Below are 14,275 nucleotides of genomic sequence, written 5' to 3' on the forward strand. Positions count from 1 at the left end.
GTCCTTGTCGGCGCGCACCAGCACCCCGGCTCCCGGCGCGAGCCGCTCGTGCAGCGCGGCGGCGGCCCGGCGGGGGTCCTCGTGTCCGGTCAGCAGCCGCCCCTCACGGGCGTTGCAGCTGACCCAGTCGGCCCGCGCCAGGACCGGGCCGAGGATCTCCCCGGGGATGTCGGCGACCAGCGGGCCCGGGTCGAAGCAGACCGTGACCCCGGCCGGCAGCCCGGCGGTGAAGCGGGCGAGCAGCGGGCCGTTCACCGGCATGACAAGCCCGTACCCGGACAGCTGGACCATGTCGCCGTCCCTGAGCCGCCCGGCCACGACGGCCAGCTCGGCCGCGGTCAGCCGGGCGTCCACCCCGAAGCTGGTCACGAACGTCCGCTCGCCCCCGGCGTCCACCAGCGCCACACAGAAGCCGGTGTCGCCGTCCTCGCGGACCGGCAGCACGGTCCGTACGCCTTCCGCGGCCAGCGCCTCCCGTACGAGATCGCCGTGCGGACCCGTGCCGTGCAGCCCCGCGTACACCGCTTCCGTGCCCAGCCTGCGGGCCGCGACCAGGGCGTTGAAGCCGCCGCCCGCCGTCCTGGACGCGTGCGAGCCGATGACGTCGCCGCCCCGTTCGGGCAGGGCGGGGATCTCGATCACCAGGTCCACGATGACGTTTCCGGCGAGTACCAGACGGGGGTTCATCGGACGGCCTCCTCAAGGGCGGGCTCGGGGGCGGCGGTCACCGCGGAGCGGCGGCCGGACAGCAGGTACACGGCCGCGCCCACCACCATGGACACGGCCCAGCCGAGGCCGTTGGTGCCGAACCAGCTCCCGGCCAGCGGACCGGAGAACCAGACGTCGTCCTTGCCGGTGGACGCCTCGGTGAAGAGGAGCCCGGCCACGATCGCGGCGACCCAGGCGAGTACGGTCGGCAGCCGGAAGCCGCCGGTGTACCAGTAGCGGCTGGTGCGGGAGGTGTCCATCAGGGCCGCTTCGTCGTACGTACGGCCGCGCAGCGTGTCCACCGCGATCACCCCGATCCACGCCGAGATCGGCACGGCCAGCAGGGTCAGGAAGGTGGAGAAGGGGCCGTAGAAGTCACCGGCGATCAGCATGAAGTAGATGCCGCCCAGGAACATCAGGACGACGTCGACCAGCACGGCCGCGGCCCGCGGCACCTTCAGCCCCAGCGTGATCATGGTGAGCCCCGCCGAGTACGTCGACAGGTGGTTGGACATCAGGAGCCCGCCGAACGCCGCGATCAGATACGGGATCGCCATCCAGGACGGCAGCATCGCGTTGATGGCGGCGACCGGGTCCGACGCCGTGGCCAGAGTCGGGTCGCCCGCGGTGAGCAGCGAACCCAGCGAGATCAGCAGCACCAGCGGGATACCGGCGCCGAAGGCGGAGGCGCTGATCAGCCGGGAGCCCGGCACCGAGCGCGGCAGATAACGGGCGTAGTCCGCGCCCGCGTTGGCCCAGCCGATGCCGGTGCCCGCGGCGATGAAGCCGATGCCCGCGATGACCCCGCTGGCGGGTCCCGACGGGGTGTGCAGCACCTTGGACCAGTCGACGGTCGCCACCAGGAAGCCCATGACGACGAGGTTCAGCACACCGAAGAGGACCGTGGCCCACTTGTTGATCCACATGATGGTGGCGTGGCCGAGTCCGCTGATCAGCAGGGTGCAGGCGATGAACACCAGCAGACAGACCACGGTCAGGACGGTGTTCCTGTGCACGCCGAACGCCACCCCGAGCAGGGCGAGCAGGGCGTACGCGGCGGTGGTCGTCGTGATGGTCTCCCAGCCCACCCGGCTCAGCCAGGTGATCAGGGTCGGGCCCGCGTTGCCGCGCTGCCCGAAGACCGCCCTGGACAGGGTGAGCGCCGGGGCTCCGCCCTTCTGGCCCGCGATGCTCAACGCGCCGACCAGCGCGAACGAGCCGAACGAACCGATGACGGCGACCAGCGCCGCCTGCCAGATGTTCAGGCCGCGGAAGGCGACCAGCGTCGCACCGAGCGGCAGCCCGAGGAGCGAGATATTGGCGGCGAACCAGGTCCAGAACATCTGGCTCGCGTGGCCATGGCGTTCACTGTCGGGGACCGGTTCGATCCCCCGGGTCTCCACGGTGCCGACGCGATCGTTCTTCGTTGAAGCGGCCATGACGGAACCTCCTTGCACGGTGCGTTGCGGACTGGGGGAAGAGAGGGCGCGGCTCAGCGGAGCGCGAGCAGTTCGGCGGTGAGTGGTTCCAGTGCGAGGCCGTTGACGGCCCGGAGTGTGCGTACGGCGTCGGCGGGCAGCCCCGCCAGACCGTGCACGGATCCGGCGACGGCGCCCGCGATGGCCCCGATGGTGTCGCTGTCGCCGCCGAGGTTGGCGGCGAGCAGGGTGCTGCGCCAGGGGTCGCCACCGGTCAGCGCGAGAACGGCGAAGGCCGCGGGGACGGACTCCTGGCTGGCCACACTGGTGCCGATGAGAGCGACGATACGGTCGACGGCCTCGGCCTCGTCCAGTCCGCGCACCAGCTCACGGGCCCAGCCGATCCGGGCGGAGATGTCCGCCCCGGCGATCCAGTTGCCCCGTGCGGCGCCCGCACGGGCCGCGCCGACCGCCGCGTCGAAGGCGTCGTCCAGCGTACCGCCGGCGACTCCGGCACTCACCGCGGCCGCGACCGCGGCGGCCCCCGCGATGCCCACATTCGTGTCGTGCGTGACCTGGCAGGACTCCACGACCCGGTCCAGGAACCGGGGGAGCGGACGCAGGGCGTTCGCGATACCGACGGGGGTGACGCGCATGGCGGCGCCGTTGGTGGTGCCGTACCGGCCCGCCTCCTTGATGTCAGCGCCGCCCGCCACGGCGTCGAGCGCCGCCTTGGTGGAGGGGCCCAGCAGGTCGAAGGAGCCCTTGGCCTTCATCTCCTTCTCCCAGGCGAGCAGCTCGGCGGCGAAGCGGAGCGGGTCGATGTGCCCGCCGCCCGCCACGAGCAGCCGGCCCACGATGACCGCCTGGTCGGTGTCGTCGGTGACCGAGCCCGCGGGCATCCCGGCGCTGACCGGGTTGTCGTGCCGCGCGGGTTCGAAACCGGTGATGCTGCCGTAGACCCGTACGACGTCCTCGCGTGACATCACCTGGGTGGGCATCCCCAGGGCGTCCCCGAGCGCGAGGCCGTAGAAGGCGCCGAGGGCGCGGTCGAGCTGGTGCGGGTCGGTCATGCGTGGCCTCCTCGGCCGGTGGTGCGGACGTGCAGCTGGAACCTGGACGGGTCGAGCAGGCTGGTGACCTGCTCCACGACGGAGCCGTCGGCCGCCCGGAACACCTGGGACTGGTGGAGGAACGCCTCACCGGGCGAGCGGCGCAGCGTGGCGGCGTCCGCGTCGCCGATGCCGGAGACGGAGATCCGGGCCTCGGCGGAGTCGGCGATGCGGCCCGCGGCGACGAGCGCCTTGTGCAGCGAGCCGTCCTCCAGGCCGCGGTCGGGGAGTCCCGCGAGCGCGCCGACAGCGGGCACCCGGCTGCGTTCCAGCGAGATGCCGTGCCCGTCGGGCAGCCGCCTGACCCGGTCGAGCGCGATGAACGCGTCGGTCGCCAGGCCGAGCGCGGCGGCGAGCGGCCGGTCGGTGACGGTCTCGAACCTGAGCACCTCGGTGGTCAGCTCGGTGCCCTGGTCGGCGAGCGCCTGGGTCCAGCCGAGCCGGTTGTCCAGCGGTGTCCCGTCGAAGGTGACGAACGAGCCGATCCCGGCGTGTGTGGCGATCAGTCCCTGCTCGCCGAGCTCGGTGAGCGCCTGCCGCACGGTGGTGCGGCTGACCCCGAAGCGCTCCCGCAGGGTGTGCTCGCCGGGCAGTTTGCTGCCGTCGGCGTGGACACCCGCGCGGATCTCCTCGGCGAGGATGCGTGAGATGCGGTGATGCTTATGAACCTGTCCAGGCATGTCTAGAACGTAAGCGGAGCAAGCCCCTCCAGTCCATGCTTCCCAGCGAAAACTTTTGCGGACGCCTCGCCGGCCTCCGTGTTACGCGGTCACTCCGGCCTGTTCCCGTGGTCCGCGCCGGCCAGGGGCGGGAGCGGGAGCGGCAGTCCAGGAAGGCCGTCGATGCTGGTCGCGACGTGTTCCTTCTTCTCGAAGTACGCGCTGAGGCTGCTGTCGTCCTCGCGCTCGAAGCGCCGGGCGTGCAGCGTCCGGTCGTTCTCGTACGCCATGTGGGGCACCGCGAATCCGCAGGTGTCCCTGATCAGCTCGGCGGTCACCACGATGATCGCGCGCAGTCCGTGCCGGGAGTGGTCGGGCCCGAAGTGCTGGAGCAGCCCGGCGAACCGCGGGTCGTCGCGGAAGACCGCCTCGCCGTGGCCGTGCACCCGCACGATGTTCGGCGGCCCCTGGAAGGCGCACCACATCAGGGTGATGCGGCCGTTCTCCCTGAGGTGGGCGATGGTCTCCGCGTTGCTCCCGGCGAAATCGAGGTAGGCCACGGTCCGCCCGTCGATGACCGCGAACGAGCCGCTGATCCCCTTGGGGGAGAGGTTGACGGTCCCGTCGCCGTCGAGCGGGGCGGTCGCGGTGAAGAAGATGCGCTGTTCCTCGATGAAGGTCCTCAGTCGTCCGTCTATGCACGCGTACGTCTGTCCCATGCGGGGATTATCCGCCGGGCGGGGCCGGGGGTGCAGGGGTTTGCGCTCCGGGGCGGGCCGGCCGGTCCCGGTCCGGGAGCGGTGTTCATCCGTGGCTTTGACAAAACATACGGAGCACTGCATAGTTATGCCTAACAGTGATTCGCACCGTAAGGAGAAGCCCGTGACCGAGCGCGTCGTACTCGCCTACTCGGGGGGCCTTGACACCTCTGTCGCCATCGGCTGGATCGCCGAGGAGACGGGCGCCGAGGTCGTCGCCGTCGCCGTGGACGTCGGCCAGGGCGGCGAGGACCTGGACGTCATCCGCAAGCGCGCGCTCGCCTGCGGTGCGGTCGAGGCCGAGGTGGCCGACGCCAAGGACGAGTTCGCCGACGAGTACTGCCTCCCGGCGATCAAGGCCAACGCGCTCTACATGGACCGCTATCCGCTGGTCTCCGCGCTGTCGCGGCCGGCCATCGTCAAGCACCTCGTGGCCGCCGCCAGGAAGCACGGCGCCACCACGGTCGCCCACGGCTGCACCGGCAAGGGCAACGACCAGGTCCGCTTCGAAGCCGGCATCACCGCACTCGGCCCCGACCTCAGGTGCATCGCGCCGGTCCGCGACTACGCGATGACCCGCGACAAGGCCATCGCCTTCTGCGAGGCGAAGAACCTCCCGATCGCGACCTCCAGGAAGTCCCCGTACTCCATCGACCAGAACGTCTTCGGACGCGCCGTCGAGACGGGCTTCCTGGAGGACATCTGGAACGCGCCGATCGAGGACGTGTACGAGTACACGGCGAACCCGGCGGAGCCGCGCGAGGCCGACGAGGTCGTCATCTCCTTCGAAGCGGGCGTCCCGGTCGCCATCGACGGCGCGCCGGTCACCGTCCTGCAGGCGATCCAGCAGCTCAACGAACGGGCCGGCGCCCAGGGCATCGGCCGGATCGACATGGTCGAGGACCGGCTCGTCGGCATCAAGTCCCGGGAGATCTACGAGGCGCCGGGCGCCATCGCGCTGATCACCGCCCACCAGGAGCTGGAGAACGTCACGGTCGAGCGCGAACTGGCCCGCTACAAGCGGCAGGTCGAGCAGCGCTGGGGCGAGCTGGTCTACGACGGCCTGTGGTTCTCCCCGCTCAAGCGCGCCCTGGACGGCTTCGTCAACGAGGCCAGTGAGCACGTCACCGGTGACATCCGGATGACGCTGCACGGCGGCCGCGCCACCGTCACCGGCCGTAGGTCCGGCGAGTCGCTGTACGACTTCAACCTGGCGACCTACGACTCGGGCGATACCTTCGACCAGTCCAAGGCCCAGGGCTTCATCGAGATCTTCGGCCTCTCCGCCAAGATCGCGGCCAAGCGCGACCTGGCCTAGCGCGACCTGGCCTAGCGCGACCTGGCCTAGCGCGACCTGGCCTGGCGCGACGAGGCCCAGGGGCCGGCCCGTGGACCTGACCTACGCCTGACCCGTTCGCCGTACCCGCGCCGGACGACCCTGGACCCGCCCCGTACGACGGCTGTCTCCCCGACCCTCCGCGGCGGGGAGGCGGGCCGAGCATCCCGATCCCCTTGAGGAGCAACTCAGTGAGCAGCAACACCGGTGACGTCCGGCTCTGGGGCGGCCGTTTCGCCGACGGCCCCGCCGAGGCGCTGGCCCAGCTGTCCGCGTCGGTCCACTTCGACTGGCGGCTCGCGCCCTACGACATCGCCGGCTCCCGCGCACACGCCCGCGCACTGCACACCGCCGGGCTGCTCACCGCGGACGAACTGGCCCGGATGCAGGACGGTCTCGACCGGCTGGCGGCGGACGTCGCCGACGGCTCGTTCACCGGCACCGTCGCCGACGAGGACGTCCACACCGCACTGGAGCGCGGACTCCTGGAGCGGGTCGGCCCCGACCTCGGCGGCAAGCTGCGGGCAGGGCGGTCCCGCAACGACCAGATCGCCACCCTCTTCCGGATGTACCTCCGCGACCACGCCCGGACCATCGGCGGTCTGATCGCCGACTTCCAGGACGCGCTGGTCGGTCTCGCCGAGGCGCACCCGGACGTGGCGATGCCCGGCCGCACCCACCTCCAGCACGCCCAGCCCGTTCTCTTCGCCCACCATGTGCTGGCCCACGCGCAGTCGCTGGCCCGGGACGCCGAGCGGCTGCGCCAGTGGGACGAGCGGACCGCGGTCTCGCCGTACGGCTCGGGGGCGCTGGCCGGGTCGTCGCTGGGGCTCGACCCCGAAGCGGTCGCGGCCGACCTCGGCTTCGAGCGGGGCTCGGCGGGCAACTCGATCGACGGCACCGCCTCGCGGGACTTCGCCGCCGAGTTCGCCTTCATCACGGCGATGATCGGCGTCAACCTCTCGCGGATCGCCGAGGAGATCATCATCTGGAACACGAAGGAGTTCTCCTTCGTCACCCTCCACGACGCCTTCTCGACCGGCTCATCGATCATGCCGCAGAAGAAGAACCCGGACATCGCCGAGCTGGCGCGGGGCAAGTCGGGCCGGCTCATCGGCAATCTGACGGGGCTGCTGGCCACCCTCAAGGCGCTGCCCCTCGCGTACAACCGCGACCTCCAGGAGGACAAGGAGCCGGTCTTCGACTCCTGCGACCAGCTGGAGGTCCTGCTCCCCGCCCTCACCGGCATGATGGCGACGCTGACCGTCCACCGGGAGCGTCTTGAGGAGCTGGCACCCGCGGGCTTCTCGCTCGCCACGGACATCGCCGAGTGGCTGGTCCGGCAGGGCGTGCCGTTCCGGGTCGCACACGAGGTCGCCGGTGAGTGCGTCAAGGAGTGCGAGAGGCACGGCATCGAGCTGGACCAGCTCACCGACGAGCAGTTCGCGAAGATCTCCGCGCATCTGACCCCCGAGGTCCGTACGGTGCTCGACGTCCCCGGCGCCCTGGCATCCCGCAGCGGCCGCGGCGGCACCGCGCCGTCGGCGGTCGCCACCCAGCTCGTCGAGGTCAAGGCCAGTCTGGTCATCCAGCACGCCTGGGCCGCGGCGAAGAAGTAGCCGCCCGCGCCGCCACCGGGCCGCCCTCGGGGGGCCCCGGGCAGACGGCGCGCCGCCACCGGGCAGCCGGCGCCCGGCACCTCCATCCGGGTGCCGGGCGCTGTCGCGCGCGATCGTGGGTAAGGGTGTCAGGGACCGCATCCCCGATCCGCGCAGGGAGCCCCCGATGCCCTTCGCCCGCCTCACGGCAGCGACCACCCCCACGGCCCATATCGGACTCGGCCTGGCAGCCGTAGGCAGGCCGGGCTACATCAATCTCGGCCGCGACAAGGACCTGCCGGCCGACCGCAGCCCGGAGACCCTGCTCGCCCGTACGCATGAACTCCTGGACGCCGCCTACGCACAGGGCGTGCGGTACTTCGACGTCGCACGCTCCTACGGCCGCGCCGAGGAGTTCCTCGCCGACTGGCTGAGCGCGAGGCCCGACGTCCAGGACGTCGTGATCGGCAGCAAGTGGGGCTACACCTACACCGCCGACTGGCGTACGGACGCCGAGGTCCACGAGGTCAAGGACCACAGCGTCGACACCTTCGACCGGCAGCGCACCGAGACGGGCAGCCTGCTGGGGGAGCGGCTCGACCTCTACCAGATCCACTCCCTGACCGCCGACAGCCCGGCCCTGACCGACACCGGCCTGCACGCCAGGCTGGCGGCGCTTGCGGCGGAAGGGGTGACGGTCGGCTTCTCCACGAGCGGCCCCGCCCAGGCGGACACCGTGCGGGCCGCGCTCGGCGTCACGGTCGACGGCGAACCGCTCTTCCGTACGGTGCAGAGCACCTACAACCTGCTGGACCCCTCCGTGGGCGAGGCGCTGGCCGAGGCCCACGAGGCGGGGCTCTCCGTGATCGTCAAGGAGGGGGTGGCCAACGGCAGGCTCGCCGGCGGCGCCGCGCCCGCACCGCTGCGCGACATCGCGGACGAGACCGGCACGACCCCCGACGCGGTCGCCCTGGCCGCGATCCTGCGCCGCCCGTGGGCGACGGTGGTGCTCTCCGGGGCGGCGACGGCCGTACAGCTGTCGGCCAATCTGCACGCGGCGGTGGCCGACCTCGGCGACGACCAGCTGGAGCGGCTGGCCGGCCTCCGCGAGGAGCCCGCCGCGTACTGGCAGCGGCGGGCGGAACTGCCCTGGCACTGAGCCGCCCCCGCGGGCTCAGGAGGGATCGAAGAGCGCGCTCACCGATTCGCCGTTGTGGATCCGCCGCATCGCCTCGGCCAGCGCCGGGGCGATGGAGAGGACCGTGAGCTTGCCGGTCTGCTCGGCCGGCGGTATCGGCACGGTGTTCGTACAGACGATCTCCAGCACGTCGGGCTGGTCCGAGAGCCGCTTGAGCGCCCCCGACGCGAACAGTCCGTGCGTACAGGCCACCCGGATCGACCGGGCCCCCAACTCGCGGAGCCGGTCGAGGAGTTCCAGTACGGTGCTGCCCTTGGCGATCTCGTCGTCCAGCACGATGATGTCGCGGCCGGCGACTTCTCCGATGACGGAGCTGATGGCCACCCGGTCGTCGGCGAAACGCTGTTTGGCACCTGCCGCCACCTGGACGCCCAGCATCCGAGCGAAGGCCGCGGCCTCCTTGGCGTTGCCGAGGTCGGGCGAGACGACCGTGGTCCGCGAGACGTCATAGCCGCGGAAGTGCTCGGCCAGCTCGCGCAGCGCGTGCAGATGGTCGACAGGGACGGAGAAGAAGCCGTGCACCTGGGGTGAGTGCAGGGTCAGCGCCAGGACCCGGCTCGCCCCCGAGTTCACCAGCAGGTCGGCGACCAGCCGGCCCCCGATGGAGATCCGCGGCGCGTCCTTCTTGTCCGAGCGGGCGTACGCGTAGTGCGGCATCACCACCGTGATCCGGCCGGCCGAGGCGCCGCGGGCCGCGTCGCACATCAGCAGCAGCTCGACGAGATTCTCCTGCACCGGGGTCACCAGCGGCTGGATCAGGAAGACGTCACGTTCACGGCAGTTGGCCTGGAGCTGTACCTCCAGGCAGTCGTTGGCGAACCGGTTGACGCGCACCGGGCTCAGGGGCACACCCAGATGCGCGGTGACCTCCTCGGCCAATTCGGGGTGGGCGCTACCGCTGAACACAGCGATGTCTCGCACGAACCGCTCCTTGCTGGTCGAGGTGGCGTCGGAGTCCGGTCGTTCGGGTCGAAGCCGCGTCGAACCGGCGTATCGCGCTCATGCTACTGGGCGATATCGATGAGACATGACTGTCTCATTGTGGTTATGGTTGTCTCATGGCTGTCGACCGGGACCAGGTACTGCGCACCGCCGCCGCCCTGCTCACCCGTAAGGCGACCGCCACCATGGACGAGGTCGCCAGGGCCGCCGGGATCGGCAGGGCCACCCTCCACCGGCACTTCGCGGGCCGTGACGCACTGGTCAGAGCGCTGGAGGAGTTCGGCATCGCGGAGTTCGAAGCGGCGCTCGACGCGGCCAGGACCGACGAGGGGCCGGCCGTCGAGGCGCTGCGGCGCTTCATCGCCGAAGTCGAGCCCGCTGCCGGGCTGCTCGCCTTCCTGGTCACCGAGAACGAACTCTTCGAGGGCGAAGGGGTGAACGAGGGCTGGGCCCGGCTCGACGCCCGGGTCTCCGCCCTCTTCCGGCGCGGCCAGGAGGCCGGGGAGCTGCGGATCGACCTCACCCCCGCCTGGCTGACCGAGGCGCTCTACGGGCTCATCGGTACCTGCGCCTGGGCGATACAGGACGGCCGGGTCGCCGCCAAGGACTTCTCTTACATGATCGCCGAGTTGCTGCTCGGCGGCGCACAACGGAGCGTGGAGCAATGACCGGTACCACCCGGCGGACGAACGACTCGGGGGCCACTGACGGCCCCGGCCGCTGGCTCGCCCTCGCCGTGCTCGTCCTCGCCGTGCTGCTGGTCGCCGTCGACGCGACGGTGCTCGGCCTGGCGACCCCCTTCCTGAGCGAGGACCTCAAGCCGTCGGGCACCCAGCTGCTCTGGATCGGCGACATCTACTCGTTCGTCATCGCGGGGCTGCTGGTCTCGATGGGCAGCCTCGGCGACCGGATCGGCCGCAAGAAGCTGCTGCTCACCGGCGCTGTCGCCTTCGGCGGGGTCTCCGTACTGAACGCCTATGCGGCCAGCCCGGAGATGATGATCGCCGCCAGGGCGCTGCTCGGTGTCGCGGGTGCCACGCTGATGCCGTCCACCCTCGCGCTGATCCGCAACATCTTCCACGACCCGAAGGAGCGCAGCCTCGCGGTCGGGATCTGGGGTGCGGCGGCTTCGGCGGGCACCGCGGTCGGCCCGGTGGTCGGCGGTTTCCTCCTGGAGAACTTCTGGTGGGGCTCGGTCTTCCTCATCAACCTGCCGGTGATGCTGGTGCTCGTCCTGGTCGGCGTCAAGGTGCTGCCCGAGTCCCGCGACCCCCACCCCGGCCCGTGGGACCTGATCAGTGTCGGTCTCTCACTGGTCGGTGTGATGGGGGTGGTGTACGCGGTGAAGGAGGCGGCGGCCAACGGCTTCCACTGGGACAACCTGGCGGCCGCTGTTGTCGGGGTGCTGGCCCTGCTCGTGTTCGTCCGTCGCCAGCGGACGCTGGAATCGCCCCTGCTCGACATGCGGCTCTTCCACCACCGCGGTTTCTCCGGGGCGGTGCTGGCCGATCTGCTGACCATCCTCGGCCTCTCCGGACTGGTCTTCTTCCTCTCGCAGTTCCTCCAGCTGGTGCAGGGCCGCTCCCCGCTGGCCGCCGGGCTGATCGAACTCCCGGCGGCGGTGGGGGCGGTCGCCACCGGGCTCGCGGCCGGGTACGTGGCGCGCCGGGCCTCGGTGCGCAGTGCGGTGGCCGGCGGTCTCGCGGCGGTCGCGGTGGCCCTCGCGGGCTGTGTGTGGGTCAGCGCGTCGACCGGTGTGGCGGGTCTGGGCCTCGCCCTGTTCTTCGGCGGTCTCGGGGCGGGCCTGGCGTTCACGGTGACCTCCGACGTCCTTCTCTCCAGCGTCCCCAAGGACCAGGCGGGCGCGGCGTCGGCCGTGTCCGAGACCGCGTACGAACTGGGTACGGCGCTGGGGATCGCCCTGCTCGGTTCGGTGGTCACCGGGATCTACCGGGGTTTCGCCATCCCGCACGGGGTCCCGGCCCACGCGGCCGCAGCTGCCCATGAGTCGCTCGGCGGCGCCGTCGAGGCGGCGAAGACCCTGCCGCACGACCAGGGCGCCGAGCTGCTCGCCTCGGCCAAGGACGCCTTCACGCACGGGTTCCAGGCGGCGGCCGCTGTCGGCTCCGTCGTCCTGTTCGCCACAGCGGTCACGTCGTGGTTCCTGCTCAGGGGGCAGAAGCTCGACGTCTGACGCGGCGGGCGCCGCCCGGTGCGGTCCGGGTGCGGGCCTCCCCGTACACATGACGGAGGGCCACCCGGACAGTCCGGGCGGCCCTCAGCCGTACGTACGGAAAGCGCCGGGTCAGGCGGCCTTCGCCTTCGTCGCGTAGATGTCCACGTACTCCTGGCCGGAGAGGCGCATGACCTCGGCCATCACCGAGTCCGTGACCGCGCGCAGCACATAGCGGTCGCGGTCCATACCGTCGTAGCGCGAGAACTCCATCGGCTCACCGAAACGGACGGTGACCCTTCCGGGCCGCGGCAGGCCGGAGCCGTTCGGCTGGATCTTGTCGGTGCCGATCATCGCGAACGGCACCACGGGCGCGCCCGTCATCAGCGTGAGCCGGGCGATGCCGGTACGGCCGCGGTACAGCCGGCCGTCGGGGGAGCGGGTGCCCTCCGGGTAGATGGAGAACGCCTTGCCGTCCTCCAGCACCTGGCGGCCGGTCATCAGGGCCGCGACACCGCCGCGTCCGCCGTCGCGGTCCACCGGGATCATCCCGACTCCGGTGAAGAACCACGCCATCAGACGGCCCTTCAGGCCCTTGCCCGTGACGTACTCGTCCTTGCCGATGAAAAAGACCTGCCGCTGGATGCAGATCGGCATGATCATCGAGTCGATGAACGTCAGGTGGTTACCGGCGAGGATGACCGGACCCGTCCCGGGGATGTTCTCGGCGCCCTCCACCCGCGGGCGGAACATCAGACGCATGATCGGTCCGAGCACTGCCTTGATGAGCGCGAGTCGGGACAACGGTTCCTCCGGAGTCGGGGCCGGGCGGCCACGGTGAAGTATGTGCAGGTCGGTACGGTACTCGCGCGCCGCGGCACGGCGCACATCGGGTTCACCCCATTGATGCGCGGTTCTGCCGCGAGTTCGAGCCGTGTTGTGCGCGGTTCCACCCCACGTTAGGCGCAACTCCCTACCATCGGGCCCTTCAGCGTTGACAGGTGCGGGACATCACAGCGAGGAGTGCCCATGTCGCAAGGCGGACAGACAGGACCCGGACGGCGCACACTGCTCGGCGCGGCGGTGCTCGGCACGGCCGGGCTCGCGATCCCCGGTACGGCCCGCGCCGCGGCGCAGGGCACCGGCCGGCACGGCTCGTACCGGGACCTGCCGGTGCCCACGGTCATCGGCCACCGCGGCACGGCCGGCTACCGCCCCGAGCACACCATCGGTTCGTACCAGCACGCCCTCGACCTGGGCGCGGACATCATCGAGCAGGACGTGGTGCCCACCAGGGACGGACACCTCGTCTGCCGCCACGAGAACGACATCACCGCGACGACGGACGTCTCCGCGCACGCGCGGTTCGCCGGCCGCAGGACCACGAAGTCGGTCGACGGGACCGCCGTCACCGGCTGGTTCACCGAGGACTTCACCCTCGCCGAGCTCAGGACGCTCCGCGCCAAGGAGCGCATTCCGGCCAACCGCCAGCACAACACGCTCTACGACGGCCGCTGGCCTGTCCCCACCTTCGAAGAGGTGCTGCGCTGGGCCGAGCAGGAGGGCCGCAGACGCGGCAGGCCGGTCTGGCTCTACACCGAGACCAAGCACCCCACCTACTTCCGCGGGCTCGGCCTCGGCCTGGAGGAGCGGCTGGTCGCGCTGTTGCGCACGTACGGCCGGGACCGGCGCGATTCTCCGCAGTTCGTCCAGTCCTTCGAGCCCGGCTCCATCCAGCGCCTCGCCCGGCTCGCCGGCACCCCCGGCATCGTGCTGCTCTCCGACCCGGCGAGCAGGCCCTGGGACTTCGTCCGGTCGGGAGACCCGCGTACGGTCGCCGACCTGCAGACCCCGGCGGGGCTCCGGTGGATCGCCTCCTACGCCCAGGGCATCGGACCCACCCTCGACTCGGTCATCCCGAAGGACCCGGACGGCCGGCTCACCGAGCCGACCACCCTGGTGCGGGACGCCCACGCGCAGGGCCTGCTCCTCCACCCGTACACGATGCGCAACGAGAACACCTTTCTGCCCGCGGACTTCCGGCGCGGTACGGATCCGAACGCCTACGGCGACGCATTCGGCGCGTTCCGGGCGTACTTCGCGACCGGTATCGACGGGGTCTTCTCCGACAACGCGGACACCGCGCTGCTCGCGGCAGCCGACCACCGTGCCGCCGGCCACGCGTCAGCCGGCCGCCCGAGCGCCGACCGCCCGACCACCGACCGCCCGACCGGCTGAGACTGCCGCCCGCCGGTCCCTTCCTTCCCGTACGGGTGAGCCGGCGCCGCCGGGGCAACCGCGCCCGGCGGCGCCCGCGTCCCGCCCGGCATGGATCTCGTCACCGAACTGAGCCCGCTGCTCGCGGCCGAGGCG

Annotated in this window: 13 protein-coding genes; 6 read left to right on the top strand and 7 right to left on the bottom strand. The window is 71.4% G+C overall.

The annotated features are described in order from the left end of the window. The 5 genes from G3I19_RS26855 to G3I19_RS26875 form a co-directional block, all read right to left on the bottom strand. Nucleotides 1-687 (bottom strand): PfkB family carbohydrate kinase (locus tag G3I19_RS26855; RefSeq protein ID WP_164266291.1); only part of this gene is annotated, 687 nt, incomplete at its 3' end. Then, the gene (locus tag G3I19_RS26860) at nucleotides 684-2,147 is read right to left on the bottom strand and encodes a cytosine permease (protein ID WP_164266292.1); all 1,464 of its coding nucleotides are present in this window, start codon (nucleotides 2,145-2,147) and stop codon (nucleotides 684-686) included. The genes G3I19_RS26855 and G3I19_RS26860, both read right to left, overlap by 4 nt. 53 nt (nucleotides 2,148-2,200) lie before the next feature. Continuing rightward, nucleotides 2,201-3,199 (bottom strand): ADP-ribosylglycohydrolase family protein, encoded by a 999-nt coding sequence (locus tag G3I19_RS26865; RefSeq protein WP_164266293.1) that lies wholly within the window; start codon nucleotides 3,197-3,199, stop codon nucleotides 2,201-2,203. Next, the gene (locus G3I19_RS26870) at nucleotides 3,196-3,918 is read right to left on the bottom strand and encodes a GntR family transcriptional regulator (protein ID WP_164266294.1); all 723 of its coding nucleotides are present in this window, start codon (nucleotides 3,916-3,918) and stop codon (nucleotides 3,196-3,198) included. The genes G3I19_RS26865 and G3I19_RS26870 overlap by 4 nt, the downstream gene beginning before the upstream one ends. Before the next feature lie 89 nt (nucleotides 3,919-4,007). After that, nucleotides 4,008-4,616, bottom strand: a complete 609-nt coding sequence (locus G3I19_RS26875; protein ID WP_164266295.1) for a pyridoxamine 5'-phosphate oxidase family protein — start codon at nucleotides 4,614-4,616, stop codon at nucleotides 4,008-4,010. 163 nt (nucleotides 4,617-4,779) lie between these two features. On the opposite strand from G3I19_RS26875, the gene G3I19_RS26880 reads away from it, so the two are divergent. The 3 genes from G3I19_RS26880 to G3I19_RS26890 all read left to right on the top strand — a co-directional run bounded on the left by G3I19_RS26880 (nucleotide 4,780) and on the right by G3I19_RS26890 (nucleotide 8,748). Further along, nucleotides 4,780-5,973 (top strand): argininosuccinate synthase, encoded by a 1,194-nt coding sequence (locus G3I19_RS26880; RefSeq protein WP_164266296.1) that lies wholly within the window; start codon nucleotides 4,780-4,782, stop codon nucleotides 5,971-5,973. 209 nt (nucleotides 5,974-6,182) lie between these two features. Next, nucleotides 6,183-7,610: an argininosuccinate lyase gene (argH, locus tag G3I19_RS26885; protein WP_164266297.1), complete on the top strand. Its 1,428-nt coding sequence runs from the start codon at nucleotides 6,183-6,185 to the stop codon at nucleotides 7,608-7,610. A gap of 166 nt (nucleotides 7,611-7,776) precedes the next feature. After that, the gene (locus G3I19_RS26890; protein ID WP_164266298.1) at nucleotides 7,777-8,748 is read left to right on the top strand and encodes an aldo/keto reductase; all 972 of its coding nucleotides are present in this window, start codon (nucleotides 7,777-7,779) and stop codon (nucleotides 8,746-8,748) included. A gap of 15 nt (nucleotides 8,749-8,763) precedes the next feature. Here G3I19_RS26890 and G3I19_RS26895 read toward each other — a convergent pair whose 3' ends face one another. Continuing rightward, nucleotides 8,764-9,708, bottom strand: a complete 945-nt coding sequence (locus G3I19_RS26895) for a ribose-phosphate pyrophosphokinase (RefSeq protein WP_164266299.1) — start codon at nucleotides 9,706-9,708, stop codon at nucleotides 8,764-8,766. Nucleotides 9,709-9,845: 137 nt separating this feature from the next. Between G3I19_RS26895 and G3I19_RS26900 the strand changes: the two genes are divergently transcribed. Together G3I19_RS26900 and G3I19_RS26905 are read left to right on the top strand one after the other, a co-directional pair. Beyond that, nucleotides 9,846-10,397 (top strand): TetR/AcrR family transcriptional regulator, encoded by a 552-nt coding sequence (locus G3I19_RS26900; RefSeq protein ID WP_164266300.1) that lies wholly within the window; start codon nucleotides 9,846-9,848, stop codon nucleotides 10,395-10,397. Next, entirely contained in the window at nucleotides 10,394-11,923 is a 1,530-nt protein-coding gene (locus tag G3I19_RS26905) for an MFS transporter (RefSeq protein ID WP_164266301.1), read from the top strand. Before G3I19_RS26900 ends, G3I19_RS26905 begins: the two co-directional genes overlap by 4 nt. Nucleotides 11,924-12,034: 111 nt before the next feature. Here the strand turns inward: G3I19_RS26905 and G3I19_RS26910 are convergent, their stop codons facing one another. Further along, nucleotides 12,035-12,706 carry a lysophospholipid acyltransferase family protein gene (locus G3I19_RS26910; protein ID WP_164266302.1) on the bottom strand — a complete coding sequence of 224 codons (672 nt, stop codon included), beginning with the start codon at nucleotides 12,704-12,706 and terminating at the stop codon, nucleotides 12,035-12,037. A gap of 225 nt (nucleotides 12,707-12,931) precedes the next feature. Here G3I19_RS26910 and G3I19_RS26915 point away from each other — a divergent pair, with 225 nt between their 5' ends. Next, nucleotides 12,932-14,140, top strand: coding sequence for a glycerophosphodiester phosphodiesterase (locus tag G3I19_RS26915; protein WP_164266303.1), 1,209 nt, complete (start codon nucleotides 12,932-12,934; stop codon nucleotides 14,138-14,140). Nucleotides 14,141-14,275: the final 135 nt, after the last annotated feature.

The sequence above is a fragment of the Streptomyces sp. SID10853 genome (assembly GCF_010548145.1).
Classification (GTDB): Bacteria; Actinomycetota; Actinomycetes; order Streptomycetales; family Streptomycetaceae; genus Streptomyces.